The sequence below is a fragment of the Exilibacterium tricleocarpae genome (assembly GCF_007004655.1).
In the GTDB taxonomy this organism is placed as follows: Bacteria; Pseudomonadota; Gammaproteobacteria; order Pseudomonadales; family Cellvibrionaceae; genus Exilibacterium; species Exilibacterium tricleocarpae.
This window is the reverse complement of record NZ_ML660090.1, coordinates 204693-229633: the sequence shown is the minus strand read 5'-3', so window position 1 is coordinate 229633 and position 24941 is coordinate 204693. Positions and strand designations below refer to the sequence as shown.

Below are 24941 nucleotides of genomic sequence, written 5' to 3'. Positions count from 1 at the left end.
AGTGACCGGTGAATCAGTTATTTTACGCCAATTGTCTGGCAATTCGCTCGACCAAGTCACGGGCCAATTGATGCTTGCTGCGGCGCGACAGGTTTTCTTCACGCTGCGGCCACACCAGGGTGACGGCGTTCTCATCACTGTTAAAGCCAATGTCGGAACGGGAGACATCATTGGCCACCACCAAATCGAGTTGTTTGCGCTCCAGTTTATCGCGGGCGTAATCGATCACGCGTTCGGTTTCCGCAGCGAAGCCTACCGTAAACGGCTTGGGTGTATGGGCCGCCATCGCGGCGACTATGTCCGGGTTTTTTACCAGCTCTATTACCAGCGTGTCGCGCTCGCCTTTTTTAATTTTTTGCGCGGCGGCCTGATCCGGTCGATAGTCCGCCACTGCCGCGGTGGCGATAAAGACATCACAGTCCGGCAGGGCCTGCAGGCTGGCGGCGTACATCTCCTCGGCACTTACAACCGGTAGCAGTGTGACCCGCTCCGGACTGGGCAGGTGGGTGGGTCCACTGATCAACACCGTGGTGGCGCCCGCTTCCCGCGCCGCTTCGGCCAGTGCATAGCCCATTTTGCCGGAGCTGTGATTGCTGATATAGCGGACCGGGTCCAGTGCCTCGCGGGTGGGGCCGGCGGTAATCACCACCCGCTTGCCGGCCAGGCTGCCGGTATCGAACAGCCCGGCGCAATGTGCGGCGATAGCGGCGGGTTCCAGCATGCGACCGGGGCCCACATCACCGCAGGCCTGGCTGCCGGTGTCGGGTCCGACGGTGACGACGCCTTGCCGCTGCAACTGCGCCAGATTGTTTTGCGTGGCCGCATTGCGCCACATTGCCTGATTCATGGCCGGGGCCACACAGATAGTGGCGGCGGTTGCCAGGCACACGGTGCTCAGCAGATCGTCGCCCTTACCCTGTGCCAGGCGCGCCATAAAATCGGCGCTGGCGGGGGCGATCAACAGCAGGTCCGCCCAGCGCGCCAGGGCGATATGGCCCATGCCCGCCTCCGCCTCAGGGTCCAGCAGTGTGGTATGTACCGGGTGGCCGGACAGCGCCTGCATTGTCAGGGGCGTAATAAACTCCTGAGCCGCTGCCGTCATCACGACGCGCACTTCGGCCCCCTGGTCCTGCAGTCGGCGGATAATTTCGGCGCTTTTATAGGCGGCGATGCCGCCGGTGACGCCGAGAAGTATGTGTTTGTTGTTCAGGGAGCTCATGCCGCAGTCTTGAATGTCACTTGTCTCTAACCAGAAGCCTTTATCTGAATTTGGCCCGTCGCTTTTCTAACAGCGTCCTGGTGCAGACCCCAATTGGAAATGGGACCCGGGGTGTGGCTATTGCCGCTAAAAACCGCCGGTAGCACAGCCGCGGACCCGGGAAAAGCCAGTACCATATCACCCCAGGTCATAATTACCAGTGAGTTGCTTAAATTTCATTATATGCTTGCTCGACAGGGTTTCGCCAGGCTGCTTTAATACCGGATCGGCGTCGTGTTCAGCGCGCCGTTATGCCGGCGACAGGGCAACAAGGAGTGTGCAAGCATGGCGATCAGGGATTGGCCCAGCGCCGAGAGACCCAGGGAAAAACTGCTGTCCAGAGGTGCTGGGGTACTGTCCGACGCCGAGCTGCTGGCGATTTTTCTGCGCACCGGCTGCCGCGGCAAGTCAGCGGTTGACCTGGCGCGGGAGTTGCTGGCGCAGTTCGGCGGGCTCAGGCAACTGCTGGAGGCCGATCAGCAGTGCTTTTGCCGGGCCCGGGGATTGGGCATGGCCAAGTTCTCTCAATTGCAGGCGACCCTGGAAATTGCCCGGCGTCACCTCCGCGAGACCCTCGACCGGGAGGATGCTCTGGAAAGTCCGGCGGCGGTGCGACAGTATCTGCGCGCACACCTGCGCCACCAGCAGCAGGAAGTATTTGCCGTACTGTTTCTGGACAGTCAAAATCGACCGCTGGCTTATGAAGAGCTGTTTACCGGCACTATCGACGGCGCCAGTATCTATCCGAGGGAAGTGGTTAAGCGGGCCCTGCACAGAAACGCCGCCGCACTGATACTGGCCCATAACCACCCCTCGGGCATTGCCGAGCCGAGTCAGGCCGACATTCGCATTACTGAGCGCCTGCGCCAGGCGCTGGGGTTGATCGATGTGCGGGTTTTGGATCATATGGTCGTGGGTGACACCGAGGTGGTCTCCTTTGCCGAGCGGGGCCTGCTGTAGTGCATAGGTAGTGCATAGGTAGTGCATAGGTAGTGCCCAGGTGGCGTAGATGGTAGTACACCGGAGACAGATGGTGGATTTTGCCGCCAGCGGCAGTGAAATCTTGCTATTGCCGGGTCGTTCTGGTATAAAACGCCGCTCTTTGTGGCGGGGGCATAGCGAAATCTCCCCGTGTCGCCCAACCGAAACCAGCGGGCGATAGAGCGAGTGATTTGTATTGACGAGGCGGGAAAATGTCCAAGGTATGTCAGGTTACAGGCAAGCGTCCGGTAACCGGTAACAATGTTTCTCATGCGAAAAACCACACCAAGCGTCGTTTTTTGCCTAATCTGCACACCCACCGGTTTTGGGTTGAGGCGGAAAAGCGCTTTGTGAAGCTGCGTGTTTCAGCTAAAGGTATGCGTATTATCGACAAGCAGGGTATCGAGCAGGTGCTGGGTACGCTGCGCGCCCGCGGCGAGAAAGTCTAGGAGATTGTAAAATGCGCGAAAAGATTCGTTTAAATTCCAGTGCCGGCACCGGCCATTTTTATACCACCACCAAGAACAAGCGCAATATGCCGGAGAAGATGGAAATCATGAAGTTCGATCCGGTGGTGCGCAAGCACGTGATGTATAAAGAAGGCAAGATCAAGTAGATCGGTTTGCCACCTGCCGACCTCCCGGGTGCCCCGAGGGCCGAAGGTGGTAAATCAGGTCAGGTCAGGGCAGGTCAGGTCAGTAGAGAGAGAAAGCAGGACCCTTCTAAAAACCCGGTGCAAACCGGGTTTTTTTGTGGCTGTTAAGTTTCTTGTGCGTCGTCACAGCGGGTACTAGAATGACCGTTCCGGTATTGTATTCCCCACCTTCAGGCGCTCTTGCCATGCCAAGCCCGAAAACCTTTGATCGATACGCCGCGCCCCGCACCGCAGTGCCCCTGGTACCGGGGACGCGCCTGAGCGACGCCTGGCAGCGGATACGGCACCGGTAAACGCACTACTATTGGGCCGCCTGCCGGCTTGAACCCGGCAAAGGCTGCGATAGTAAAAGCTATTCGATATAAGTTCTAGAGGAGCTATCATGGAATTTTTGCGCACCCCCGACGCTCAATTTGAAAACCTGCCCGACTACCCGTTTGCGCCCCATTACCTTACTGTGGACGACACCGAAGGCGGGCAACTGCGGGTTCACTACCTGGACGAGGGGCCCGCCGGTGCCGATCCGGTGTTGCTGATGCACGGGGAGCCGTCCTGGTCTTATTTGTATCGGAAAATGATTCCCATCCTGGTAGAGGCGGGCCATCGGGTGCTGGCGGTGGACCTGATCGGCTTTGGACGCTCCGACAAGCCCACCCGGCGCAGCGACTATACCTACGCACGCCACGTCGCCTGGATGCAAAGCTGGCTGGAACAGGTCGACTTGGCGAGCGCGACCCTGGTCTGCCAGGACTGGGGCGGCTTAATCGGCCTGCGCCTGGTGGCGGAAAACCCCGATCGCTTCGCCCGCGTGGTGGCGGCCAATACCATGTTGCCGACCGGTGACCACGACCCGGGAGAGGCCTTTCTGCAATGGCAGAAGTTTTCTCAAGAGGTCGAGGAGTTTCCCACCGGTAAGATTATCAGCGGTGCAGTGACCGCAGAGCTGCCCGCCGCCGTTATTGCCGCTTATGACGCCCCGTTCCCGGACGAGCGCTATAAAGAGGGCGCCCGCCAATTCCCACTGCTGGTGCCCACCGCGCCCGACAATCCGGCGCGGGAGAAAAACCTGGCCGCCTGGGAGGTATTGAAACAGTGGCGCAAGCCCTTCCTGACGGCATTCAGCGATGCCGATCCGATTACCCGCGGTGGCGACAAGGTATTCCAGAAGCTTGTGCCCGGCACTGCCGGGCAGGCGCATACGACCATCGAAAATGGCGGGCACTTTTTGCAGGAAGATCAGGGCGAGGCACTGGCGCAAGTGACGGTGAAGTTTATCGCCGACAATCCGCGTTAGGGCAGCCCCGCCTCACCCGGTTGCAGTGAGTGCCCCGGGTGTCGGGGCACCGGTGAAGGTTTTACTTCAATTGCAGGTGCAGGCGGTTGATGGTATTGACCCCGGTCTTATTGCGCAGCCGCACCAGCCGGTTTACCTGGCCCAGCGACGTCAGCATGGCGTAGACGGGACCCAGATAGCCCTGCTTGTGCAGTGCGGTCAGTTTCTCGTCATCGAGGTTTTGCAGTTTTTCCTGGTGAATAGTGTAGATGCCGGTTACTGAGCGCTTGTCGCCGTTGGCCATCTCCAGGCCGAAGTCCATCGGCTGCACCAGCTCCATCTCAACCATCCGGTTGGTGAAATGCTGGGTTACCATCTCGCTCTCGAACAGCTCGCCGAGATATTTGGTCATACTTTTCAGGTAATCGGTTTCCTCGCCCTGCTCGCTGAATAACGCCTGGCCCTCCTCCTCGTTGACATAGTCGCTGCTTTTGTCGAGACCGACGTGGACCACCGCTTTTTTATCGGCGTTCTCACTGACCTCGATGGCGAAGGGATAGCGGGCGATATTCATGGGCACATAGGTGGCGGCCCATTTCCCGTCTTCGAAAAACAGGTTTTCTCCCTCTTCAAAACCAAACAGGCTCACCGCCAGGTAGCGACCGCTGTTGGAGTCCTTGATAAAGACCACCGGGAAGTTGGTTGCCGCCTGGGGAAACTCACGGGCTACCACCGAGGAAATATGCAGTTTGGTTGCCTGCGGCATGCCGCTGGTGGATTTGATCTTGATATTTTTATGTTTGTCTTTGTTGACGCGCACGATATTCACCTTACCGGTGGCGGCGGCGTTGGATTCATTAGCCATTCGAAAATCTCTTGTTGTGAGCCTGAATAAAGTTGTCAGTGTAAATCCCGGCTGCGTCGGCCTGTGCCGGGCGCACCCGTGATATTAGTGCTCTGACCAGTAAATCTTTTCACCCAAAACGGGTTTTGGTGTCCTTAACCAGCCCGGTCTCAATCCGGGTATAGCCCTTCGGGACACGCCGTAAATGCATCCCTGTAGGCTCTGCGCCAGCATCCCTGCTGGCGAAGGTCCCGAAGGGCTATACCCGGATCGAGACCTCAGTGCCATCGAAATGAAAATACTTTCTGGTCGAAGCGCTAGCCCGCCCCAGAGGAAGACCTCGTTGGTCTAACTTTAGTGGTAACTAAAGTTGCCGCTGGAGTCGCAGTGCGAAGGGGGGTGATATTGCCACAATTCCCGCCGATAGTGCAGCGAATCCGGCCTTTCGAAAACATTCGGGACGAGCCCGGGGTACACAGCCGGCCTGCGCCCGTCGGTCCGCCGGCAGCAGGCGGGTGCCTAAAATGTCTGCCGGCCGCGAATGGAGAGTTCGTAACTGTCGATATCCGGACCCGATTGCAGGGGGAAAGCCAGGTCGATGGACAGGATACGGTCGCTGCGGAAGCGGCTCGGGACCACCCGCAGGCCGAACCCCACATTGGTCAGAGTACCGCCGCTTTCACCGTTGTCCCGCCCCTTGAACCAGGCGCGGCCGGTGTCCACGAACACCGCCGAGCCGGCGTAAAACAGCCGCAGCAGATGGGTGTCGTAGAAGCGGCGCCGCTCGATACTGAGCAAAAAGCTGCGATCTCCCGCCTGGAAGCGTGACGGGTAACCCCGCAGCCCGTTGTCACCGCCGAGCAGCAACTGCCGGTCGCGGGTCAGATTGCGGGTGTAGTCCAGGCGCAGGTCCGCCAGCCACTGGCGCCGGGCAAAGGGGTTGATGCGCCACTGCCAGGTATTGGTGATGTGCAGGTTCTCCCAGTCGTCGTTGCTGCTGTCCCAAAAGCCCCTGCCGCCGAGCCGGGTGTGCAACAGGCTGTCGCCCCAGGGGTGTAGGGTGTTCTGATAGTTGCCCCCCAGGAACCAGAGGGACTCGTCACTGCCGGTGGCCGAGCCCAGGGCGCCGAGCTGCAGGTTCCAGCGCTGGCCTACATAGAGGTCCTCATTGCGGCCGCTGGCGCGGATGTTTTGGCTGACCAGAAACCGATCTTCGATGCGTTCGATCCCCAGCCAGGGAAAGGACCGGGTGCGGTCCTCCGGCAGCGCGTTTGGCTCCCGTGTTTCATCGGTGACAAAAAAGCGATCCCGCTGGTATTGCCAGCCGGCCTGCCAGCGGGTGGTGTGCCCGTTGACCAGACCGCGACTCCAGCCCAGCGTCAGGGCACCGGCGTCGATAAGGTGGCCGAACTCCTCCACATCGTCGTTGCGGAAGTAGAGTGTGTCATCCCGCTCCTCTTCACGCCAGGCGGCGAGATAGTGGCGCCTGGCGTCGAGGGAAAAAAAGGGCAGGCCGATCGAGAGGTTGCGATCGAAGCCGTCTTCATTGTCCGCCAGCCGGGTTCTGAGCTCCCAGCGCGAACCGCCCAGTTGGCGGTCGCGATATTCAATAAACTCGCCAGTGCGCTCGCTGTCGTCCGTGCGTCCCAGCGACAGCGAGGTGCCGGTGCCAAAGGCATTGATATCGCTGACAAAGATGGAGCCGCGGCTCTCGCCGCCGCCGGTGGTAAAGCTGATGCCGCCGGTGAGGGTCCAGACGTCGCGCACGATAACTTCCACCTCCACCAGGTTGTCGCAGTACTTGCGCGCACGCACCCGGGCGTCGTAGATATAGTGCTGCGACCGCAGCAGCCGCTCGCTCTCCCGGGCTTTTTGCGCCGACCAGTCATCGCCGGGTTTTACCAGCAGCATATCGCGAATGACCTTTTCCCACGTCACCCAGTGCCAGCGGTTGGCCAGGCGGGCATACCACTGGTTATCGTCCGGATTGTCGAGGTCGAAAACGTTGAAGCGTTTGATATCGATACGGCCGATAGTGGCGCCCGGCGCAATAACCGGGTCGAGCGAATATTCCTGCAGGCGAAATTCGAACTGCTCCTGGGGCGATTCCGGTGTCAGTTCGCGACAGGCGTCGGCCGCCAGGCTGAAGGCGCCGGCCAACGCCACCAGCCAGCGCCGCGGACGTTGCCGGCAGCGCGCGCGCGACCGCGCTGCGGTGCTCAACCCCCGCCTGGGGAGACGGCGGGCTGCAGGCGAAAGCCGCTGCGCTGCCACAACCGGGCCAGGGCGAAGAAATGTACAATCAACAGCATTACCAGCCACCATTCGAAGGTATCCTCTATCATGTCGTAATCCGACCCCATGGCGGCATCGAGTCCCAGTGACACCAGGGCGATGGCCAGAATAAATCCGCAAAACGCCAGCAGGCGCCTGCCGGCGCGCTGCAGTGACCGGCTCTGGGCCAGGGCACTGCTTACCCGCACCTGGGCGATAAATGTCAGGCCCATAAACAGGATCACACCGGCGCGGCGCAACTGGCGAAAGGCATCGCCATGGTGACCTAAAGCCAGTGTATATACCAATAATGACAGGGAGGCGAGCCAGCCGATCCAGGGTAGCCAGCGGTCGCGCCGGCCGGTGAGCAACTGTAACCACAGCACGCTCAACTGCCAAAAGAAACCCAGCAGTATGGTGGTGGGAATAAACCCGCCTTTAAACAAAAAATAAGACAGGCCGTAGCGCCCTGCTCTGCTGATACTGACACAGTGAGACCAGTAGGGCATGCACCAATCGATATGGCCCTGCCATGCCGATACCAGAAAACACAGATGCATGGTCAGCAGCGGCAACACCGCGGCGCTGTAGCCGAGCAGGTACAGAGACTGGGGTGATGGTGTTGCAGTCGGCGAAGTCCCGGTCCCACTCATTAGGGTTCCGGGTGTCATGGCTCCATTGGTCGCAGTCCCATTTGTCATACTCCGGTGCTCCCGCGATCTGCCCGTGGCGATGACTCAATCATAAAGCATTCGTTCATTCAAGGGTTGTTTGGCAAGGCAATGGAATGTTTATATGGCGCTAGTGTGTATGACCGCCGGCGCGCCCGCCGGTTCGCAACCAGCGCAAACAAACCCATGGCCGCCAATTCCCCAATTCGCACCTGGACATCCGGCACGACTTTCCTGTTTGCGGCCATAGGCGCGCCGGCAGGCCTCGGTAACATCTGGTGCCTCCCCTATATCGCCGGAGAAGCTTTTTATGGCGCGCTATCTGCTGCGATACCGGCGGTTTTTTTACTGGGTTGGCATTGATGTCCGGCGGGTGTCGATCCGCCCTGGCGATCGGCTCACGCAAACAATCGATTCACACCAATGATGCACGCAAATGATGCATGCCAATGAGAGGAACCGCTTATGGAAATGTACCGTCGACTATCACTCGCAATAGTGGCTTTATTACTTGTCGCCACCGTTCAGGGCGCCGAATCGGATTACCGCGGCAAGGTTGTAATCATCACCGGCAGCAGCAGCGGCCTGGGCGCCGCCCTGGTGGAGGAGGCGGCAGCCAGAGAGATGAAACTGGTGCTGGCCGATATTAACCCGGGACCGTCGCAGGCGTTCGCCGAGGCCTACACAAAACGCGGCGGCGAAGCTCTGGTGGTGGAAGTGGACTTAGCCGATGCCCGGCAGCGCGGTCGGGTTATCGATCGGGCCCTGGCGCGGTTTGGGCGCGTGGACATGTTAATCAACAATGCCGGCTACGCCTATTTTGCCAACCTGCAGCAACAACAGCTGGCGCAGGCCCAGCATCTGTTCGAAGTCAATTACTGGGCCTATATCGATTTGGCGCAGCGGGCTATTCCGGCGCTGCGCCGCCAGGGCGGTGCCATTATCAATGTGGCATCGATTCTGGGGGTGATCCCGTCGGGGCCCGATTTGCACGCCTATGCCGCCTCGAAGCACGCATTGGTGGGCGCGTTTCGCTCGCTGCACGGCGAGCTGGATGCCATGGGCATACAAGTCAAGGTGGTGTGTCCCGGTGGAATGAAAACCAATATCTTCAATGCTGCGATCGGTGCGGGTAAGGACAAGTACAAAGATATGGTGAAAGACTGGGAGACTCCGGACAAGGTCGCCGGGGAAATTTTCGCCAGCCTGGCCAAGCCGGGGGTGCTGGTATTCCCCACTACGGTCGCGCATATGGCCGAACGTTTTGCGGACCAGCAACAGCCCTGAGCCCAGGGGTAACTGCGGGCGAGCGGCCACGAATAGCACCTCCTCAAGTAACGGTTCAATGCTACAATGCGGGCTTTTTGCGCCAGCCCGCGCCGCCAAACCTGGGAAAAGTGACTATGCCACCAGCCAGCGACAGGATTTTTGGTCTCGACGACCTGGTCGACAACCTGCAAGTTGAACAACTGGATACCTACCTGTTCCGGGGCGATACCAAGGTGCGGCGCACGCCGCGAGTGTTTGGCGGTCAGGTGCTGGCGCAGGTGGTCAGCGCCGCCACCCGCACCCTGACATCCGAGCGCTATCTGCATTCCCTGCACGCTTATTTTCTGCGCCCCGGGGATGTAGAGAAAAACATTATCTTCGAGGTCGACCCGATTCGCGATGGCGGCAGCTTTACCACCCGCCGGGTGGTTGCCCGGCAGAGCGGCAAAGCGATCCTCAACGCCTCCATGTCGTTCCAAAAGCTCGAACAGGGGTTGGAGCACCAGATGGATATGCCTGAGGTGCCTGGCCCCGAGGGTTTGCAGACCGATTGGGAATACTGGGAGAGCATCAGTCGCCGGTATCCGGGCCGCCTGCCCGAGGATGTCGGGCGTTTTCGTGCCATTGATGCCCGGGTCATCCAGCGCCGCGATCTGGATGATCTGTCGGTCGAGGCCGCACCGGTACAGGGCATGTGGGTAAAAGCCAACGGCACCCTGAGTGACGACCCGGCCGTCCATCGCATGATTCTCGCCTATGCCTCGGATATGCAGCTGATGGGTACGTCATTGCGGGCCCATCCGGTACACTTCTGGACCCCGGGATTTCAGGGCGCCAGCCTGGACCACGCCATGTGGTTTCATTGCGATTTTCGCGCCGATAAGTGGCTTTATTATCATATGGACAGCCCCCGTGCCGGCGGTGCGCGGGGTTTTAATCGCGGTAGTTTTTACACCCGTGACGGCAAGCTGGTCGCCTCGGCCGCTCAGGAGGGGTTGATTCGTTTTACGCCCGATAAATAGGATTAGGGCAAGTGTGTGTGAATTGGAGCAAGTCCTCTGAAGTACCAAGAAGTAGACCCTGAAACGAGTGCCTTTTCGCATCTAACCGTACTTTTATACGAGTAGGTGTTCCAGCGCCCATTCCGGCGTGCCGGCGATTGCGAAATACTGCGCAGCCTGTCGCACAAACCTCCAGGCAAATAGCGGCCATATAGGCTATACCTGTCTCTGCTTGTGTTAACCTTAAAAAAGAATAATTATGGGTGCCGCTTTTCCCGCATATAAAAAATGAATTTCGACCATATTGCCAACCGCTATGTGTCTTTGCTGCTCGACTCGGCCGCCGCTGCCGGTTTCGATCGCACAGCGCTGGAACGCGCCGCACAGATAGACACAGCATCGCTCAACGACTTCAACGGCGTGACACCCCTCCCCGCTTTCTACAAGTTGATTGACCGTCTAGTCGTCAAACGGCCGGACTTCGGTATGACGTTTGGAAAAGTCCTAACCATATCGACTACCGGACAGTTGGCCGAGTTGCTGATGAGCAGTAAAACCCTGAAAGACGCCTGCCTGTATGCGTTGCGTTTTTACGCGCTGGCGGATTTTCCCCTGCGCATTGAAGTGAAAAGTTGCAGCGAGGTCATTGTGGCCGAGCTCTGTCTACCCCACGATTGTGTTTACGACCGGCGCCGTTTTTTTGCTGAGTTTACCCTGGTGAGCTGGATGCGCCACATTCAGTTTTTGATCCAGGGTAGGTTTCTGTTCAGCCACCTTAACCTGGCTTATCCGGCGCCGGCATATGCTGACCAGTATCGCAAGTTGTTGTCGCCGGTGGTCGAATTTGGCGGCGAGCAAACGATGGTCGGCTTTTGCGAGCGGGATTTGGAACGCCCGGTGATCAGCGCCAATGCTATCGTCGAACAGATGCAACTTGAGAGTTGCAGGCAAAAACTCCGGCAAAGGGGCGACACGTCACTGTTTTCCGATAGAATCCGCCAACTGTTACTGCGCAATAGCCGCCCCCTGACCTTGGAACAGATAGCAGACCAGCTCAATATGGCCACCCGCACCATCAGAAAGCACCTGCGCAAAGAACAGGTGAGTTACCGGCAAATTCTGCAATCGGTACAACGGCAAAAAGCGTGTCAGTATCTGGTGACACAAAAATTGCCGGTGGAAAAAGTGGCCAACCTGCTCGGCTATAACGATTGCGCCAATTTTCGCCGGGCCTTCAAAATGTGGACCGGGATTACCCCGGCTGCCTATCAGCAGAGGGTGTCGTTGCAGGGGTCGGCGGGCCGCAACTGACTGACTATCCGGCTGCCAACTACCTTGTGCTATGCGGGTGTGGTGTCGGTTGCTTGTGCGCGCTGTTGCAGGCGATAGGCACTCGGTGTTATCTGATTCCACTTCTTAAAGGCGCGGCGAAAGTTGGCGGCGTCCGTAAAGCCGATAGTGTAGGCGATTTCCTCTGTGGAGAGGTCGCTCTCCTCGAGCAGCAGTTGCGCGCTGCGGCTGCGCAATTGACTCAACAGCGTCTGGTAGGTCAGGCCATCGTTTTGCAGTTGCCTGCTCAACGAGCGTGGTGACAGATTGAGCCGTGCCGCGACCTCGGTCAGATGCGGCGGGTTTTGCAGATGCGCAATCAGCAGGCGCGCCGCCTGCCTCGGTATACTGCGGGATCGATACAGGCTGGCCAAAGTCTGCTCACACTTTTGTTGTGCGATTTTTTTTGCCGAAGGGTTGGCGTAGCGGATGGGGAGGTCGAGCAGCTCCCGCTCGAAGCGGGCGCAGTTGGTTTTGCTGCGATAGTCGATCGGGCACTCGAAAAAGTCGCTGATAATATTGTCGTCCGCCGCCGGCGGGAAGTTAAACCCGATCGAGGCGAAGTTAAAGTTGCCGTTTAGCAAAAAGCGACTGTTTTGGCGGATGCCGGCGAAGGCGCAGCACAGCGAGGCGCGTAAAAACAAGGTGGGTATCAGCAGTCGAAAGGGTGCCTCGATAACGATAGAGCAGAAGCGACTGTCGATATCCATACGCATGTCGATAGGGAATCCCAACGTCTCGCGGTAGCGGATGGCAAGTTCCAGTGCCTCTCCCAGTGTGTTGCAGCTCAACAGGCTCGGGCCCAGCACGCCGAGTGCGCTAATATTGACCCGCTCGCCAAAACGCAGGCACAGGGCGGGCGATTTTTCTTTTTTCAATACCAGCGTGCACAGGCGCAGATAAGCGCGCAATGAAATGCGCCCCTGCGGTTGGTGTAATTGTGTCGCGCAAATGCCGGTGTCAGCTAGCAACTGTTCGCCGTCCATGCCGAAGCTTGCCGCCGTATCGACCAGGGCGGCCGGTAGCGTGTTGGCGACGCTTTTATCGTCTTTGGAACCCAACATCCAGTCGGGCACAAGCAATTGCAGATTTTTCACGGTGTGTCCCCGCGTTTTTTTCGGTTGCAGACAATTTATGTCGGCTGATTATTTTCTGCAAGACGTATACCCAATGCATACGTAGTCATTAAGTGCCTATATTCAGATACGGTCGGATTTGGTGCAGCCGGATCCGATTCGATTGGATTTGATGCGCCCGATGGTGTGTCGAAAAAAGGAATGTTTTCGACGAAGGCGAAGCGACCGGTATGTTGGCGCTTCTGGAAATGTCATGCAAAACAGAAAGTTTTCCAGTGTCTGGTGTGGCGCCACTTATCGACAGGACAGCACTATATTTCCCAGCGTGTCGATTGTAGCCTGCCAGCCGGGACTGACCAGCGTTGTTGAGACCTGCTCGCACACCAGCGCGGGTCCGTCGATAACCGTTCCCGCTCGCAGGTGCTCGCGCTGCAAGATCGCCGTCGGACCCATGCCGGGAAGTTCGGCGGTGAGCGCCGCTTCCGCCGCCGCTTGCAGCGGTGGCAACTGAATCGGTTCGGCGGGTGCGCTGACCCGCTGGCGAATATTGACCAGCTCCACAGCTATGTCCAGGCGGTGGCCGTAGCGCTGTTGGTGGGCGCGGTGAAATTCCTCGATGGCCCGGGCAATGGCGGCACTGCCGGCATCGGCCCGATCGGCAGTGTCGAAGCTGACGTTGAGGGTATAACTCTGTCCCGTGTATCGCAGATCGAGGCTGGCGCGGGCGTCGATTCGGTCCGCCTCTACCCCCTCGCGACGCAACTGTCCGGTGCCTTCGAGTCGTAGCGCTTGCAGTTGTCGCCGCAAATCCGCGTCGGTCAGTTGGTCGAACCGGCGGTTGATGGAGCGCGACAGTTGCCGCTCCCGCGGTGCGACCAGCATGCCCAGCGCCGACAATACGCCGCCGTGGATCGGCACCAGTGCCCGCCGCATTTGCAGGGCCTCGGCGATGGCACACACATGTAGACCGCCGGCGCCGCCAAAACAGCACAGTTGAAAATCGCGGGGGTCGTAGCCGCGCTGCACGGAAATTACCCGCAGGGCGCTGACCATATGGGCATTGGCAATATCGATAATACCCGTCGCGGTGGCTTCGAGGTCCAGTCCCAGGGGTTCGGCGATGGTGCCTACAGCATTGCGCGCCGCTTCGATGTCGAGCTGCATCGCGCCGCCGAGAAAATTATCCGGCCGCAGCCGCCCGAGTAAAGCGTTGGCGTCGGTGACGGCTGCCTGGGTGCCGCCGAGACCGTAACAGGCCGGTCCCGGTGTGGCGCCGGCGGACTGCGGGCCTACCTGCAAGAGGCCGCCGCTGTCGATATAGGCCAGGGAGCCGCCGCCGGCGCCGACCGTGTGCATGTCGACCATGGGCACGGCGACCGGGTAGGGCCCCAGGTGTCCCTCGCTGGTCAGTTTCAATTCACCGTCGATAAGTGCCACGTCCGTGGATGTGCCGCCCATATCGAATGTCATCAGACGCGGGCGATCACAGGCCGCGCCGATAAACCGCGCCGCCGCCAAACCGCCGGCGGGCCCGGACAACAGCAGGTTGACCGCCCGCCGGCCCGCCTGGTCGGCGTCGATGGTGCCGCCGCTCGACTGCATTACGCCGAGCGGCGCCGGTTCGACCCCGCGGCGCAGGCGCTGCAGATAGTTTTGTACCAGCGGGCCCAGGTAGGCGTTGAGCCAGGTTGCGATACCCCGCTCGTACTCTTTGTATTCCGGCAGCACGAACGAGGAGCGGGAACTGAACACCCCGGCGGGCATCACTGCCTCGATGGCCTCCTCGTCGCCGCTGTCGATAAATGAATAGAGCAGATTAATGGCCACGGCTTCCGGTTGTCGCTGTTCCACCTGGCGGCGCAGCGCCTCCAGGTCCTCCCGGGTCAGCGCCTGCAGTCTCTCGCCGCCGGCACCCAAACGGCAGTCCACTTCCAGGCACAGCGCCGCCGGCACCGGTGGCTGGCGCGGCTCGGGTTGCAGGTTGTAGAGTTCGCGGCGGGTCTGGCGGCCGATGGTCAGCATATCGCCAAGGCCGCGGTTGGTAATGAAAACCGTACGCGCGCCCTTGCCCTCGAGAGCGGCGTTGGTGGCGACCGTGCTGCCGTGGATGATCACCACGCTACCGGCGGCAATCGCCGCGCTCAGTCCCATGTCATCCACACCCTGCAAAATAGCCTGCTCTGGTGCCGCGGGGGTCGATAACACCTTGTGGATACGGATCTTTTTCGAGCCGCTGTCGAACAGCACAAAATCGGTAAAGGTGCCGCCGGTGTCGATTCCGAGTAGATAGGGGTAGGCTCTGGGCATGGTATCCTCACGCGCGATTGAGGCGCACATTGTAGTGGACCGCCGGTAGTGCGGATATGGTAAAGTCACCGCTTCGCGGCCACCAACCCCCTGTTTGACCTATCACCCCGAGATGCCAGAACTACCTGAAGTTGAAACCACCCGGCGCGGGATCGAGCCCCATGTGGCCGGCCACACGGTGACGGCGGTCGAACTGCGCCGGGCCCGTCTGCGCTGGCCCATCCCCGCCGACCTGCCGGTGCTGCTGAAGCGGCGTAAACTGCTGTCGGTCAACCGCCGCGGTAAGTACTTACTGTTGCGCTTTACCCACGGGCACGCGCTGCTGCATCTGGGTATGTCGGGCAGCTTGCGGGTAGTGGCGGCGGATCAGCCGCCACGCAAACACGACCATGTCGACATTCGTTTCGGTAACGGGGCTGTGCTGCGGTTTACCGATCCAAGGCGCTTCGGTGCCCTGCTGTGGACTGCGGAGCCGCCAGCCGAGCACAGCCTGTTGCGCCATCTCGGGCCGGAGCCTCTGACGGAGGCTTTCAACGCCGACTATCTGTTTGCCCGCTCGCGCAAGCGCAAACAAGCAGTAAAAACCTTGATTATGGACAGTGCGGTAGTGGTGGGAGTCGGTAACATTTACGCCAACGAAGCGCTCTATCTGGCGGGTATTCGGCCCTCGCGGGCTGCCGGCGGCATTTCCCGGGCTGCCTGTGAAGCGCTGACGGCCAACATAAAAGAAGTATTGGCCAAGGCGATAGCGCAGGGCGGCACTACCCTGCGGGATTTTGTTGGCGGAGACGGCAAACCGGGTTATTTTAAGCAGCAACTTTGGGTATATGGTCGCGGTGGTCAGCCTTGCGGGCGCTGCGGCAAGCCATTGAAAGAGGTGCGCCTGGGACAGCGTTCGACAGTTTACTGTACCGCTTGTCAGCGGTAATTGAGCGACAACGCACGCTTTCTTGCGCCTGACGGTCTACAATAGGCAGCAGCGAAAACGGGCCGGCGTGAGAACACGGGCCAGAGTTGTAAGAGTCAAGAATCACAAGAATCAAGAGTTACAAGAGTTAAGGGTCAAGAGTTAAAAGTACCAGAGAATCGCAACTGAGGAGATGTCGTGGTGACAACACAGAAATTATGGGCTCGAATTGTGGTGTTGGTGTGCGCACTGTCGTTGGCCAATCTCGGCTTTGCCGCTGAGGAGCGCTACAACAATGGTGTCGATGAGGACCCCAGCGCCCTGGCGATGGCGACGGATTTGGTGATAGTGCGCCCGGTCATGTTGGGTATTACCGTGGTGGGGTCGGCGTTGTGGCTGGTGTCGCTGCCGTTTTCCGCTGCCGGCGGCAATGTCAAGCAGGCCGCCGATACCCTGGTTATCGGCCCCGGCAAGACAACGTTTGTGCGCTGCCTGGGATGTACCAGGAGCGGATACAAAAAGTAAGCCGGTCTGTTTTACAAGCGACAGCTAACAGACCTGATCCTGGCAGCTCGCAGAGATAATGAGCTGTTAGCTGTTAGCTGTTAGCTGTTAGCTGTTAGCTGTTAGCTGTTAGCTGTTAGCTGTTAGCTGTTAGCTGTTAGCTGTTAGCTGGAACTTTTCCTGTAGTGCCTGAACGATGAGCGGGGGTACGAATTTACTCACATCGCCGCCGAGCGACGCGATTTCCCTGACCAGCGATGAGGATATATAGGACAGGTGTTCGGCCGGGGTCAAAAACAGGCTTTCCATCTGTGGCGACAGTGCCCGATTCATGTTGGCCAACTGGAACTCGTACTCGAAGTCGGATACCGCCCGCAGCCCCCTGAGCACACCGTGAGCTTTCTTCTCCCGCACAAAATCTGCCAGCAGCACATCGAACCCGCATATCTCCAGGTTGTCCAGGTGGCTCAGCACCTGTTGGGCCTGGTCGACCCGCTCCTCCAGCGTGAACAGGGGGTTCTTTTTGGTACTGGCGGCCACCGACAGTATTACGTGGTCGAACAGGCGGCAGGCGCGCTCCACCAGATCGACGTGGCCGTTGGTAATCGGGTCAAAGGTGCCGGGGTATACGACTCGTTTCATGACTGTCTTCCGCTCGAAGCTGTTTTTTTAAGAGCTGCTTTTCAGTAGGAGCTGCTGGTTAGCGTCTTGCCGCTGCCCGGTTTTGCTGCGCCGGGTCCCCACCTTTGGGCCGCCGATGGTAAACAATTTGCACCGCTAATTCAAAGGCGGCCGGGAGATGGTTTGCCGTACTATCAGTCAGTGGCCTCACTGACGATAATAAAGCCGAAAACACACATTACCAGCGCTTTTTTCCCGGTGCAGGTGCCAGTCGGGCGGTACTGGCCGGGTGAAATCAACGGGCGCTTCGATATAGACGGCGCCGCCTGCGGCCACCAGTTCGGCTTCACTGAGAGCGGTTATGGTGTCTGCCCACAGCGCCGCGGCAAATGGCGGGTCCACGAACACCACATCATAGGGCGTGCAGTCGCGTCCCGTACCCTGCAGCCAGGCCAGTGCATCGGCCTGTAAGACCCGCCCGTTGGCGGCGTCGAGATCCCGCAGATGGCGGCGCAACCGGTCAACGGCCGCCGGCTGCCGGTCGATCATCAGCACTTCGGCGGCGCCCCGCGACAGGGCTTCCAGGCCCAGGGCGCCGGCGCCGGCGAACAGATCGAGGCAGCGGGCGCCGGGAATATCGGCGGCAAGCCAGTTAAACAGTGTCTCTCGCCAGCGGTCTCCCGTGGGCCGCAGGCCGTCGAGGGCGGGAAAACTCAACTTGCGGCCGCGCCAGCGGCCACCGATGATGCGCAGGGTATTGGCGGCGGTCGACCGGCGGATAGGCGGCACGGGTAACAAGTCTCCGTAATCATAGTCAGTGGTGGTAGGATAGCGCTTTTGTCCGGCGTCAAGTTTGCCTGTGAAAGGTCGTGGGTTGCAAATATCCCGGTGCTTGGCAGGGCTGCGGCGCAACTCAAGCAGATGGTAAGCAGATACTGAAGTGGTTTAATACAACGATGTTTTTTAAGCGAAAGAAAAAGTCAGCGCAAGACCCGCAGCAAGACTCGGCTGAGCAGCGTGCCGAGACCGAGGCGCCGGCCGCTGGCGAAGTGGCACCCGCAGGGGAAACAGCTCCAAAACAGAGGATAGGCGCGACGGGTTCTGATGGTGTTAATGCTGATGGGACAGGCACTGCTGATGCTGCTGATGCCGATGGCACAGGCACTGGTACTACTGGCACTGTTACTAACGGGACAGGCACAGCTGGAGAGCGACCGGCAGACGCCAAGCCGGGATTTTTTGCCCGCATCAAACGCGGCCTGGCCCGCACCAGCCAGAGTTTTACCGAGGGTCTCGGCAACCTGGTGCTCGGCAAGAAAGAAATCGACGAAGAACTGCTGGAGGATATCGAAGCCCAGTTGTTGATGGCCGATATCGGCATGGAGGCAACCAGCGAAATCGTCGATGATCTCACCGCCCAGGTGGCGCGCCGGCAGTTGGCCGATGGCGATGCCCTCTACGAGGCGCTGCAGCGGTCGCTGCAGGCCATGCTGGAGCCGGTCGAGCAGCCGCTGCGGGTGGAGGCGGAAAAACAGCCCTTCGTCATACTGGTCGTGGGGGTCAACGGTGTGGGCAAAACCACCACCATCGGCAAACTGGCCAAGCGCCTGCAACAGCAGGGCAAGTCCGTGATGTTGGCGGCGGGGGATACCTTCCGCGCCGCTGCCGTGGAGCAGTTGCAGGTTTGGGGTGAACGCAACCAAGTGCAGGTAGTGGCCCAGCAGAGTGGCGCAGATAGCGCCTCTGTAATATTTGATGCCATTCAGTCGGCCCAGGCGCGTTCGGTTGATGTGGTGATCGCCGACACCGCCGGGCGCCTGCACAACAAGAGCAACCTGATGCAGGAACTGGCCAAGGTCAAGCGGGTGATGGGTAAGCTCGACGCCACGGCACCCCACGAGGTGTTGCTGGTACTGGATGCGGGCACCGGGCAAAACGCCCTCAACCAGGCGCAGCAGTTTATCGACGCGGCGGCGGTCAGCGGTCTGGTGTTGACCAAGCTCGACGGCACTGCCAAGGGCGGCGTTATTTTTGCCCTCACCAAAAAATTCAATCTTCCCGTGCGCTTTGTCGGCGTCGGCGAGGGTATCGAAGACCTGCAGCCGTTTGCCGCCGGGGCGTTTGTCGACGCGCTGTTCGCCAAATCCCGCGCCCAGGTCGCCGATGCGGATGACAGCGGCATCGGGGCCGGCTGATGGGCATCGCGATCGTCTGTTTCGACCGTCCGTCTCGCCTATGATCGGATTGGCCCGTGATTAAGTTCGACAGCGTCAGTAAGCGCTACAGCAGCGGCCACGAGGCCCTGTCCCGGGTGACCTTCGAGCTGCGCACCGGTGAATTTGCGTTTCTCACCGGTCATTCCGGCGCCGGCAAGAGCACCCTGCTGAAACTGGTGATGCTGATGGAGCGGCCCAGCCAGGGCCAGGTGTTTATCGCCGGCCAGAACCTCAACCGCCTGCGTGCCGGGCAGATTCCCTACTTTCGCCGCCAGGTCGGTGTAGTCTTTCAAAACCACCGGCTGTTGTTTGACCGCAGCGTGTTTGACAATGTGGCCCTGCCGCTGCTGATTGCCGGCTACCAGTCGCGGGAGTTGGCGCGCCGGGTGCGGGCGGCGCTGGATAAAGTGGGTCTGTTGGACAAGGAAAAGCAAAACCCCATTGTGCTCTCCGGTGGCGAGCAGCAGCGGGTGGGTATCGCCCGCGCGGTGGTCAACAAGCCGCCGCTGTTGCTGGCCGATGAACCCACCGGCAACCTCGATCCGGGGTTGTCGGCCGATATCATGACGTTGCTGCAGCAGTTTAACGAGGTCGGAGTGACGGTCCTGATTGCCAGTCACGATATCGCCCTGGTGCGCCAACTCGGCCAGCGGGTGTTAACCCTGGGCGAGGGCCGTCTGACCCATGACGGCGTACTTCGCAGCGAGGGCGTGACGCCGTGAGCTGGCCCCGGAGGCAGTCCAAACCGCGACCGTCGAAGGCCAAGGGCGCGACTCGACAGCAGTCGACCTCGAGTCGCAAACCCGCTTCCGCACCCCGTAGCGGTGCCAGCCAGAGCAAAACCCGGATCGCCGATCGCTTCGGTGCCTATTTTTCCCACCACCGCACCACCGCCATCGAAAGCCTGGTGCGGCTGCTGGCCACACCGGTGCAAAGTTTGCTGACCTGGCTGGTGGTGGCCATTGCCCTGGCCCTGCCGACGGTGCTCTACCTGGGCCTGGTCAATATCGAACGGCTTGGAGACGGCTGGCAGGGCTCGCCCAAGCTGTCGGTGTTTTTACACCAGCGGGCCAGTGATGAAGCCATCCAGAAAGTTAGTGATTATTTGCTTACAAAACCGGAAGTGGCGGTGGTGGATTATATTTCCGCGACCCAGGCACTGGACGAATTTCAGGCCTACTCCGGGTTTGGTGAGGTGCTCGAGACTCTCGACAGCAACCCGCTGCCGGGAGTGTTGGTGGTGCAGCCGGAGGCGGCGGTGACAGCCGCTCAATTGCAGGCGCTGAGCGAGGAGTTGCGGGCTCATGCGGTCGTTGACGACCTGCGCCTGGATCTGGATTGGGTGCGCCGGTTGCAGCAGATTATGGCGTTGGGCCAGCGCCTGGTGCTGGCTCTTGGAGGGCTGCTGGCACTGGGGGTGCTGCTGGCGATCGGTAATACCATCCGTCTGGCGATTGAAAATCGCCGCGATGAAATCGTGGTGGTCAAACTGGTGGGGGGCACCAACGCCTTCGTGCGGCGTCCGTTTCTGTACACCGGCTGGTGGTACGGCGTGGGCGGCGGGCTGCTGGCCTGGGTGGTGTTGGGTTTGGGGCTCTGGGGGCTGTCCGGCCCGGTGGCGCAACTGGCTGAACTCTATCAGAGTGATTTCCGGCTGCAGGGCCTGGGCTGGCCGGCGAGTGTCTATCTGGTAGCCGGCAGCGGCCTGCTCGGCTGGTGTGGTGCCTGGGTGGCGGTGGGCCGGCATCTGGGCGCGATAGAGCCCACTTGACGTACCCGGGGCCGCGGCGCTTGTGGAATGGCCCGCCACAGCGGGCCTATAGGCTGTTGAAATTCTTGAAACAGCTTGTCAAAACCAGGCTAAGGTATTGAATTAGAAATGAAAAGTTGTGAACTTTTCACAAGTTGGCGATCTAATGAAGGGATGCTAAACTCACCGTCCAATGACTCTGGAGAGAAGTGTATGGGCACCAGCCTGCAGCCTGCTGACTTACTCGCGCCGGGAGCTAACCTCAACGCGTACATCCAGGCCGTAAACGGTTTTTCTGTACTGTCGGCCGAGGAGGAAAAGCGTCTCGCCGAAGAACTCTATTACGACGATAAACTGGATGCCGCCCGGCAACTGGTCATGGCGCACCTGCGTTTTGTCGTGCATATCGCCAAATCCTACGCCGGCTACGGTCTTTCCCAATCCGACCTGATTCAAGAGGGCAATGTCGGGTTGATGAAGGCCGTAAAACGTTTCAACCCCGAGAAGGGGGTGCGCCTGGTGTCTTTCGCGGTGCACTGGATCAAGGCGGAAATTCACGAATTCATTCTGCGCAACTGGCGCATTGTCAAAATTGCCACCACTAAGGCGCAGCGCAAACTGTTTTTCAACCTGCGCGGCGCCAAAAAGCGTCTGGCCTGGCTCACCAATGACGAAGCCAAGGCCGTGGCCCGCGACCTCGATGTCGACGTCAAGCATGTCCGGGAAATGGAGGGTCGCCTGTCTTCCTACGACGCGGCCTTCGATGCCTACAGCGATGCCGACGACGATGCCGCCTACCAGGCGCCGGCCAACTACCTGGAAGACCAGCGCTATGACCCGGCCACCCAACTGGAGGCGGCCGACTGGGAGATCAACAGTGTCAACAGCCTGGACATGGCTTTGCGGCAACTCGACGAGCGCAGTCGCGACATCCTGCAACAGCGCTGGCTGAGTGAACATAAGTCCACATTGCACGATCTGGCCGGTAAGTACGGTGTGTCCGCAGAGCGTATCCGGCAGTTGGAAAAGAACGCCATGAAGAAGGTACGCACGCTGATCGATGCCTGATAAAGGCGCCCGCGCGATCGAATGCGTTCTCTAACAGACAAAAGCCGCGTCGATGCGCGGCTTTTTTTATGACACTACTGTGACGACTCTGCTGTGACATTCTATGGCTAAACTCTTTCTGCTTATCGCCGCCGCTAATGGATTGATCGCGGTAGCGCTGGGCGCTTTCGGGGCACACGGTTTGAAAAGCAGGCTGCCGGAAGCGTTGATGTCGACCTACCAGACCGGCGTGCAATATCACTTTTACCATGCACTGGCGCTGTTGGGCGTCAGCATACTGTTACTGCGCCCGCTGCCGGGTCCGCCCCCCGGGCTGCTGGTGGCGGGCGGCTGGTTGCTGGTCGCCGGCATAGTGCTGTTTTGCGGCAGCCTTTACTGGCTTGCTCTCGGTGGCCCGCGTTGGCTCGGACCGGTGACGCCGCTGGGCGGCCTGTGCTTTATCCTTGCCTGGCTGTTATTGTTGTTGTCCGCCTGGCGCCTGTAATATCCCCGTGCTTTCTCACCCACTGATCTCCCGGTTAAACGACAGTCGATGCTTGATCCCGATAGCTTGAAGCCCGAATTCAAAAAAAAGGCCATTCGCAGTTATGTGATCCGCGGTGGCCGCATAACCCAGGGACAGCGTCAGGCCTTTGAGCGCTACTGGCCGGTTTATGGCCTGAGCCTGTTTGACGGACGCTTGAACTGCGGCCGGGTATTTGGTCGCGAAGCGCCGGTGGTATTGGAAATTGGCTTCGGTATGGGCGACTCACTGGTTGCCATGGCGCAGGCCGAACCGGACAAACATTTTATTGGTATCGAGGTCCACCCGCCGGGTGTCGGGCGCCTGCTCAACAACGCCGGCAAGGCCGGGCTGGATAACCTGCGCGTCTATATGGCCGATGCCATGGACGTGCTCGAGGACTGCATCGCCGATGCCAGCCTGGCGCGGTTTCAACTTTACTTTCCCGACCCCTGGCACAAGAAGAAACACCACAAACGCCGCCTGGTGCAACCGGCGTTTGTCGAGCAGATCCGGCAAAAATTAAAGCCGGGTGGCTGCGCCCATTTTGCCACCGACTGGGAGAACTATGCCGAGCATATACTGGCGGTGATGAGCAGTGCGCCGGGTTACCGCAATCTGGCCGGTGCCGGCAACTATGCGCCGCGGCCCGATTACCGTCCGGTCACCAAGTTCGAGCAGCGCGGCCAGCGCCTCGGTCACGGCGTCTGGGATCTGCTGTTTGAGCGGACCGCCTGAGTTACGGCCGCCGCCTTTAGCTGACGACGAGCGTGTCCACGTCGACGGCATCCAGCACTTTCTCTGCCGTATTGCCAAGCAGCACACCGGTCAGCCCCCGGCGCGCGGTGGTGCCCATGACCAGGACATCCGGCGCCAAGCGTTTTACAGCCTCGGCGATCACTGTCCTGGCTTGACCCTGCTCCAGGTGAACCTGCTCGGCCGGGACCCCGTAGCGGTTGCCGATCAGGGTTTGGCTGTCGCCGCCGGCGTCGTCGTCCAGCAGTTTCAGAATCTGCGCCAGGTTTGCAACTTCCGGCGAAGCCGACACCAGGTGCAGCTCGGCGCCGGCGGATCGGGCCAGGCGCTGGGCCCGGGTGACAATGGCGGTGTTCAACAGTTCGTGCTCCCGGTCCTCCTGCTCCAGGGTGACTGCGGCCAGAATCCGCCGCTGCCGCCAGGGTTTCTCGGAGCGTACCAGCAGCACCGGGCAGGGTGCCTGGCGCAGCATGACGTAGTCGGAGGTTGCCGACAACGCCCGTTGCAGGCGGCTGTGGGGGCGGGTGCTCTTTATCAGCAGGTCGGCACCGCTGCGGGCGCAGGCCTGTATCACAGACTCGTACCAGCGTTCATTCCAGTAGGCCTCGGTGGTGACGGGAATATTCTGCTGTCGCAGTGGCGCCGTCAGTGACTCCAGCTTGCTGCGGATATCGGCCAGGGTCGCTTGCTTGGCCTCCGCTTTGGAGCTGTACTGGCCCATCGCCTCGGCCGGCAAGTAGCAACAACAAAAGGCGTGCACGGCCGCCCCGGTTGTGGCGGCGATCTGTTGAGCTTTGGCCAGCGCTATCTGGTCGTCTCGGGTGGGGTCGATAACCGCCATCAGGGTATTTTGCTGCATATTTTCGCTCCCTCAAGCACTGCTGTTTTGACTACAATAGCCGTTTCTGAATGAGTATCGCCGAACAAGTATCGCTGAAACGTCAGTAGGAGGGAAATGATCCATGGCAAAGAAAGTAGCGGTTGTCCTGTCGGGTTGTGGCGTATTCGACGGGTCGGAAATCTATGAATCAGTCATCACCTTGTTGCGCCTCGACCAGCGCGACGCCCAGGTTACCTGCCTGGCGCCGGATATCGAGCAGATGCATGTCATCAACCACGCCAGCGGGGAGGTGGCGGAGGGCGAAGCCCGCAACGTGCTGGTGGAGGCTGCCCGACTTGCCCGGGGTGACATCACCGACCTGGCCACGGCCGGCGCCGGCGACTACGATGCGCTTATCGTGCCCGGTGGTTTCGGCGCGGCAAAGAATCTATCGGACTTTGCCGTGCGCGGCGCCGAGCTGACGGTGAACCCGGCCCTGCTGGAGTTTGCCCGCGCTTTTCGTGCCCAGGGCAAGCCGATCGGATTGATCTGCATCGCACCGGTTATGGCGGCGGCCATCTGCGGCACCGGTGCCGAGTGTACGATCGGCAGCGATGCGGACACCGCCGCGGCCATCACCGCCAGCGGCGCCGTGCACAAGACCTGCGCAGTCGATGAAATCCATATCGACCGTGACCGCAAGTTGGTAACCACGCCGGCGTACATGCTGGCGGGTCGCATCAGCGAGGCGGCGGCCGGTATCAACAAGCTGGTGGATACGGTGTTGGATATGGCGAGCTGAGTCGACGGTGCAGTAACGGCGCTGGGATTGGCGGCTCGCCCGACTGCGGTCCTCAAT

25 protein-coding genes are annotated in these 24941 nt (G+C 60.0%); 16 read left to right on the top strand and 9 right to left on the bottom strand.

Annotated features, from left to right (window positions below):
* Positions 1-22: 22 nt before the first annotated feature.
* Positions 23-1219 (bottom strand): bifunctional phosphopantothenoylcysteine decarboxylase/phosphopantothenate--cysteine ligase CoaBC, encoded by a 1197-nt coding sequence (gene coaBC, locus FKG94_RS07400; RefSeq protein ID WP_142903566.1) that lies wholly within the window; start codon positions 1217-1219, stop codon positions 23-25.
* A gap of 324 nt (positions 1220-1543) precedes the next feature.
* Between coaBC and radC the strand changes: the two genes are divergently transcribed.
* The 4 genes from radC to FKG94_RS07380 all read left to right on the top strand — a co-directional run bounded on the left by radC (position 1544) and on the right by FKG94_RS07380 (position 4188).
* Positions 1544-2218 carry a RadC family protein gene (radC, locus tag FKG94_RS07395; RefSeq protein ID WP_142903565.1) on the top strand — a complete coding sequence of 225 codons (675 nt, stop codon included), beginning with the start codon at positions 1544-1546 and terminating at the stop codon, positions 2216-2218.
* 233 nt (positions 2219-2451) lie between these two features.
* A complete protein-coding gene (gene rpmB / locus FKG94_RS07390; RefSeq protein ID WP_142903564.1) occupies positions 2452-2688 on the top strand; it encodes a 50S ribosomal protein L28 in 237 nt (78 codons plus the stop codon).
* A gap of 11 nt (positions 2689-2699) precedes the next feature.
* Positions 2700-2855 carry a 50S ribosomal protein L33 gene (rpmG, locus tag FKG94_RS07385; protein WP_142903563.1) on the top strand — a complete coding sequence of 52 codons (156 nt, stop codon included), beginning with the start codon at positions 2700-2702 and terminating at the stop codon, positions 2853-2855.
* Positions 2856-3276: 421 nt separating this feature from the next.
* Positions 3277-4188 carry a haloalkane dehalogenase gene (locus tag FKG94_RS07380; RefSeq protein ID WP_142903562.1) on the top strand — a complete coding sequence of 304 codons (912 nt, stop codon included), beginning with the start codon at positions 3277-3279 and terminating at the stop codon, positions 4186-4188.
* Positions 4189-4249: 61 nt separating this feature from the next.
* Here FKG94_RS07380 and FKG94_RS07375 read toward each other — a convergent pair whose 3' ends face one another.
* From FKG94_RS07375 to FKG94_RS07365, 3 genes are all read right to left on the bottom strand, one after another.
* The gene (locus FKG94_RS07375; protein ID WP_142903561.1) at positions 4250-5032 is read right to left on the bottom strand and encodes a SapC family protein; all 783 of its coding nucleotides are present in this window, start codon (positions 5030-5032) and stop codon (positions 4250-4252) included.
* Positions 5033-5530: 498 nt separating this feature from the next.
* On the bottom strand, positions 5531-7234 hold the full coding sequence (locus tag FKG94_RS07370) for a BamA/TamA family outer membrane protein (RefSeq protein WP_142903560.1): 1704 nt from the start codon (positions 7232-7234) through the stop codon (positions 5531-5533).
* Positions 7231-7986 (bottom strand): hypothetical protein, encoded by a 756-nt coding sequence (locus FKG94_RS07365; protein ID WP_142903559.1) that lies wholly within the window; start codon positions 7984-7986, stop codon positions 7231-7233. Before FKG94_RS07365 ends, FKG94_RS07370 begins: the two co-directional genes overlap by 4 nt.
* A 435-nt stretch (positions 7987-8421) precedes the next feature.
* Here FKG94_RS07365 and FKG94_RS07355 point away from each other — a divergent pair, with 435 nt between their 5' ends.
* From FKG94_RS07355 to FKG94_RS07345, 3 genes are all read left to right on the top strand, one after another.
* Positions 8422-9243, top strand: a complete 822-nt coding sequence (locus tag FKG94_RS07355; RefSeq protein ID WP_142903557.1) for an SDR family NAD(P)-dependent oxidoreductase — start codon at positions 8422-8424, stop codon at positions 9241-9243.
* Between the two features lie 116 nt (positions 9244-9359).
* Entirely contained in the window at positions 9360-10247 is an 888-nt protein-coding gene (locus tag FKG94_RS07350; RefSeq protein WP_142903556.1) for an acyl-CoA thioesterase, read from the top strand.
* Between the two features lie 267 nt (positions 10248-10514).
* Positions 10515-11537 (top strand): AraC family transcriptional regulator, encoded by a 1023-nt coding sequence (locus FKG94_RS07345; protein WP_142903555.1) that lies wholly within the window; start codon positions 10515-10517, stop codon positions 11535-11537.
* A 29-nt stretch (positions 11538-11566) separates the two neighbouring features.
* On the opposite strand, the gene FKG94_RS07340 is transcribed toward FKG94_RS07345, so the two are convergent.
* A complete protein-coding gene (locus FKG94_RS07340) occupies positions 11567-12652 on the bottom strand; it encodes an AraC family transcriptional regulator (RefSeq protein ID WP_142903554.1) in 1086 nt (361 codons plus the stop codon).
* A 273-nt stretch (positions 12653-12925) separates the two neighbouring features.
* Positions 12926-14938 (bottom strand): hydantoinase/oxoprolinase family protein, encoded by a 2013-nt coding sequence (locus FKG94_RS07335; protein WP_142903553.1) that lies wholly within the window; start codon positions 14936-14938, stop codon positions 12926-12928.
* A gap of 112 nt (positions 14939-15050) precedes the next feature.
* Between FKG94_RS07335 and mutM the strand changes: the two genes are divergently transcribed.
* Positions 15051-15866: a bifunctional DNA-formamidopyrimidine glycosylase/DNA-(apurinic or apyrimidinic site) lyase gene (mutM, locus tag FKG94_RS07330; protein WP_142903552.1), complete on the top strand. Its 816-nt coding sequence runs from the start codon at positions 15051-15053 to the stop codon at positions 15864-15866.
* 180 nt (positions 15867-16046) lie between these two features.
* The gene (locus tag FKG94_RS07325; protein ID WP_142903551.1) at positions 16047-16370 is read left to right on the top strand and encodes a hypothetical protein; all 324 of its coding nucleotides are present in this window, start codon (positions 16047-16049) and stop codon (positions 16368-16370) included.
* 129 nt (positions 16371-16499) lie between these two features.
* Here FKG94_RS07325 and coaD read toward each other — a convergent pair whose 3' ends face one another.
* Together coaD and rsmD are read right to left on the bottom strand one after the other, a co-directional pair.
* Positions 16500-16991 carry a pantetheine-phosphate adenylyltransferase gene (gene coaD, locus FKG94_RS07320; protein WP_142903550.1) on the bottom strand — a complete coding sequence of 164 codons (492 nt, stop codon included), beginning with the start codon at positions 16989-16991 and terminating at the stop codon, positions 16500-16502.
* Between the two features lie 186 nt (positions 16992-17177).
* Positions 17178-17759, bottom strand: coding sequence for a 16S rRNA (guanine(966)-N(2))-methyltransferase RsmD (rsmD, locus tag FKG94_RS07315; RefSeq protein WP_142903549.1), 582 nt, complete (start codon positions 17757-17759; stop codon positions 17178-17180).
* A gap of 167 nt (positions 17760-17926) precedes the next feature.
* Here rsmD and ftsY point away from each other — a divergent pair, with 167 nt between their 5' ends.
* The 6 genes from ftsY to trmB all read left to right on the top strand — a co-directional run bounded on the left by ftsY (position 17927) and on the right by trmB (position 23244).
* Positions 17927-19165: a signal recognition particle-docking protein FtsY gene (gene ftsY / locus FKG94_RS07310; RefSeq protein WP_142903548.1), complete on the top strand. Its 1239-nt coding sequence runs from the start codon at positions 17927-17929 to the stop codon at positions 19163-19165.
* 56 nt (positions 19166-19221) lie between these two features.
* Positions 19222-19908 (top strand): cell division ATP-binding protein FtsE, encoded by a 687-nt coding sequence (ftsE, locus tag FKG94_RS07305; RefSeq protein WP_142903547.1) that lies wholly within the window; start codon positions 19222-19224, stop codon positions 19906-19908.
* Complete coding sequence (gene ftsX, locus FKG94_RS07300) at positions 19905-20957, top strand: permease-like cell division protein FtsX (protein WP_142903546.1); 1053 nt, start codon at positions 19905-19907, stop codon at positions 20955-20957. Before ftsE ends, ftsX begins: the two co-directional genes overlap by 4 nt.
* 192 nt (positions 20958-21149) lie before the next feature.
* On the top strand, positions 21150-22004 hold the full coding sequence (rpoH, locus tag FKG94_RS07295) for an RNA polymerase sigma factor RpoH (RefSeq protein WP_142903545.1): 855 nt from the start codon (positions 21150-21152) through the stop codon (positions 22002-22004).
* 103 nt (positions 22005-22107) lie between these two features.
* Entirely contained in the window at positions 22108-22488 is a 381-nt protein-coding gene (locus tag FKG94_RS07290; RefSeq protein WP_142903544.1) for a DUF423 domain-containing protein, read from the top strand.
* Positions 22489-22536: 48 nt separating this feature from the next.
* On the top strand, positions 22537-23244 hold the full coding sequence (trmB, locus tag FKG94_RS07285; RefSeq protein ID WP_246125000.1) for a tRNA (guanosine(46)-N7)-methyltransferase TrmB: 708 nt from the start codon (positions 22537-22539) through the stop codon (positions 23242-23244).
* Between the two features lie 16 nt (positions 23245-23260).
* On the opposite strand, the gene FKG94_RS07280 is transcribed toward trmB, so the two are convergent.
* Positions 23261-24121 carry a universal stress protein gene (locus FKG94_RS07280; protein ID WP_142903543.1) on the bottom strand — a complete coding sequence of 287 codons (861 nt, stop codon included), beginning with the start codon at positions 24119-24121 and terminating at the stop codon, positions 23261-23263.
* A gap of 103 nt (positions 24122-24224) precedes the next feature.
* On the opposite strand from FKG94_RS07280, the gene elbB reads away from it, so the two are divergent.
* Positions 24225-24884 carry an isoprenoid biosynthesis glyoxalase ElbB gene (elbB, locus tag FKG94_RS07275; RefSeq protein ID WP_142903542.1) on the top strand — a complete coding sequence of 220 codons (660 nt, stop codon included), beginning with the start codon at positions 24225-24227 and terminating at the stop codon, positions 24882-24884.
* The last annotated feature ends 57 nt before the right edge of the window (positions 24885-24941 follow it).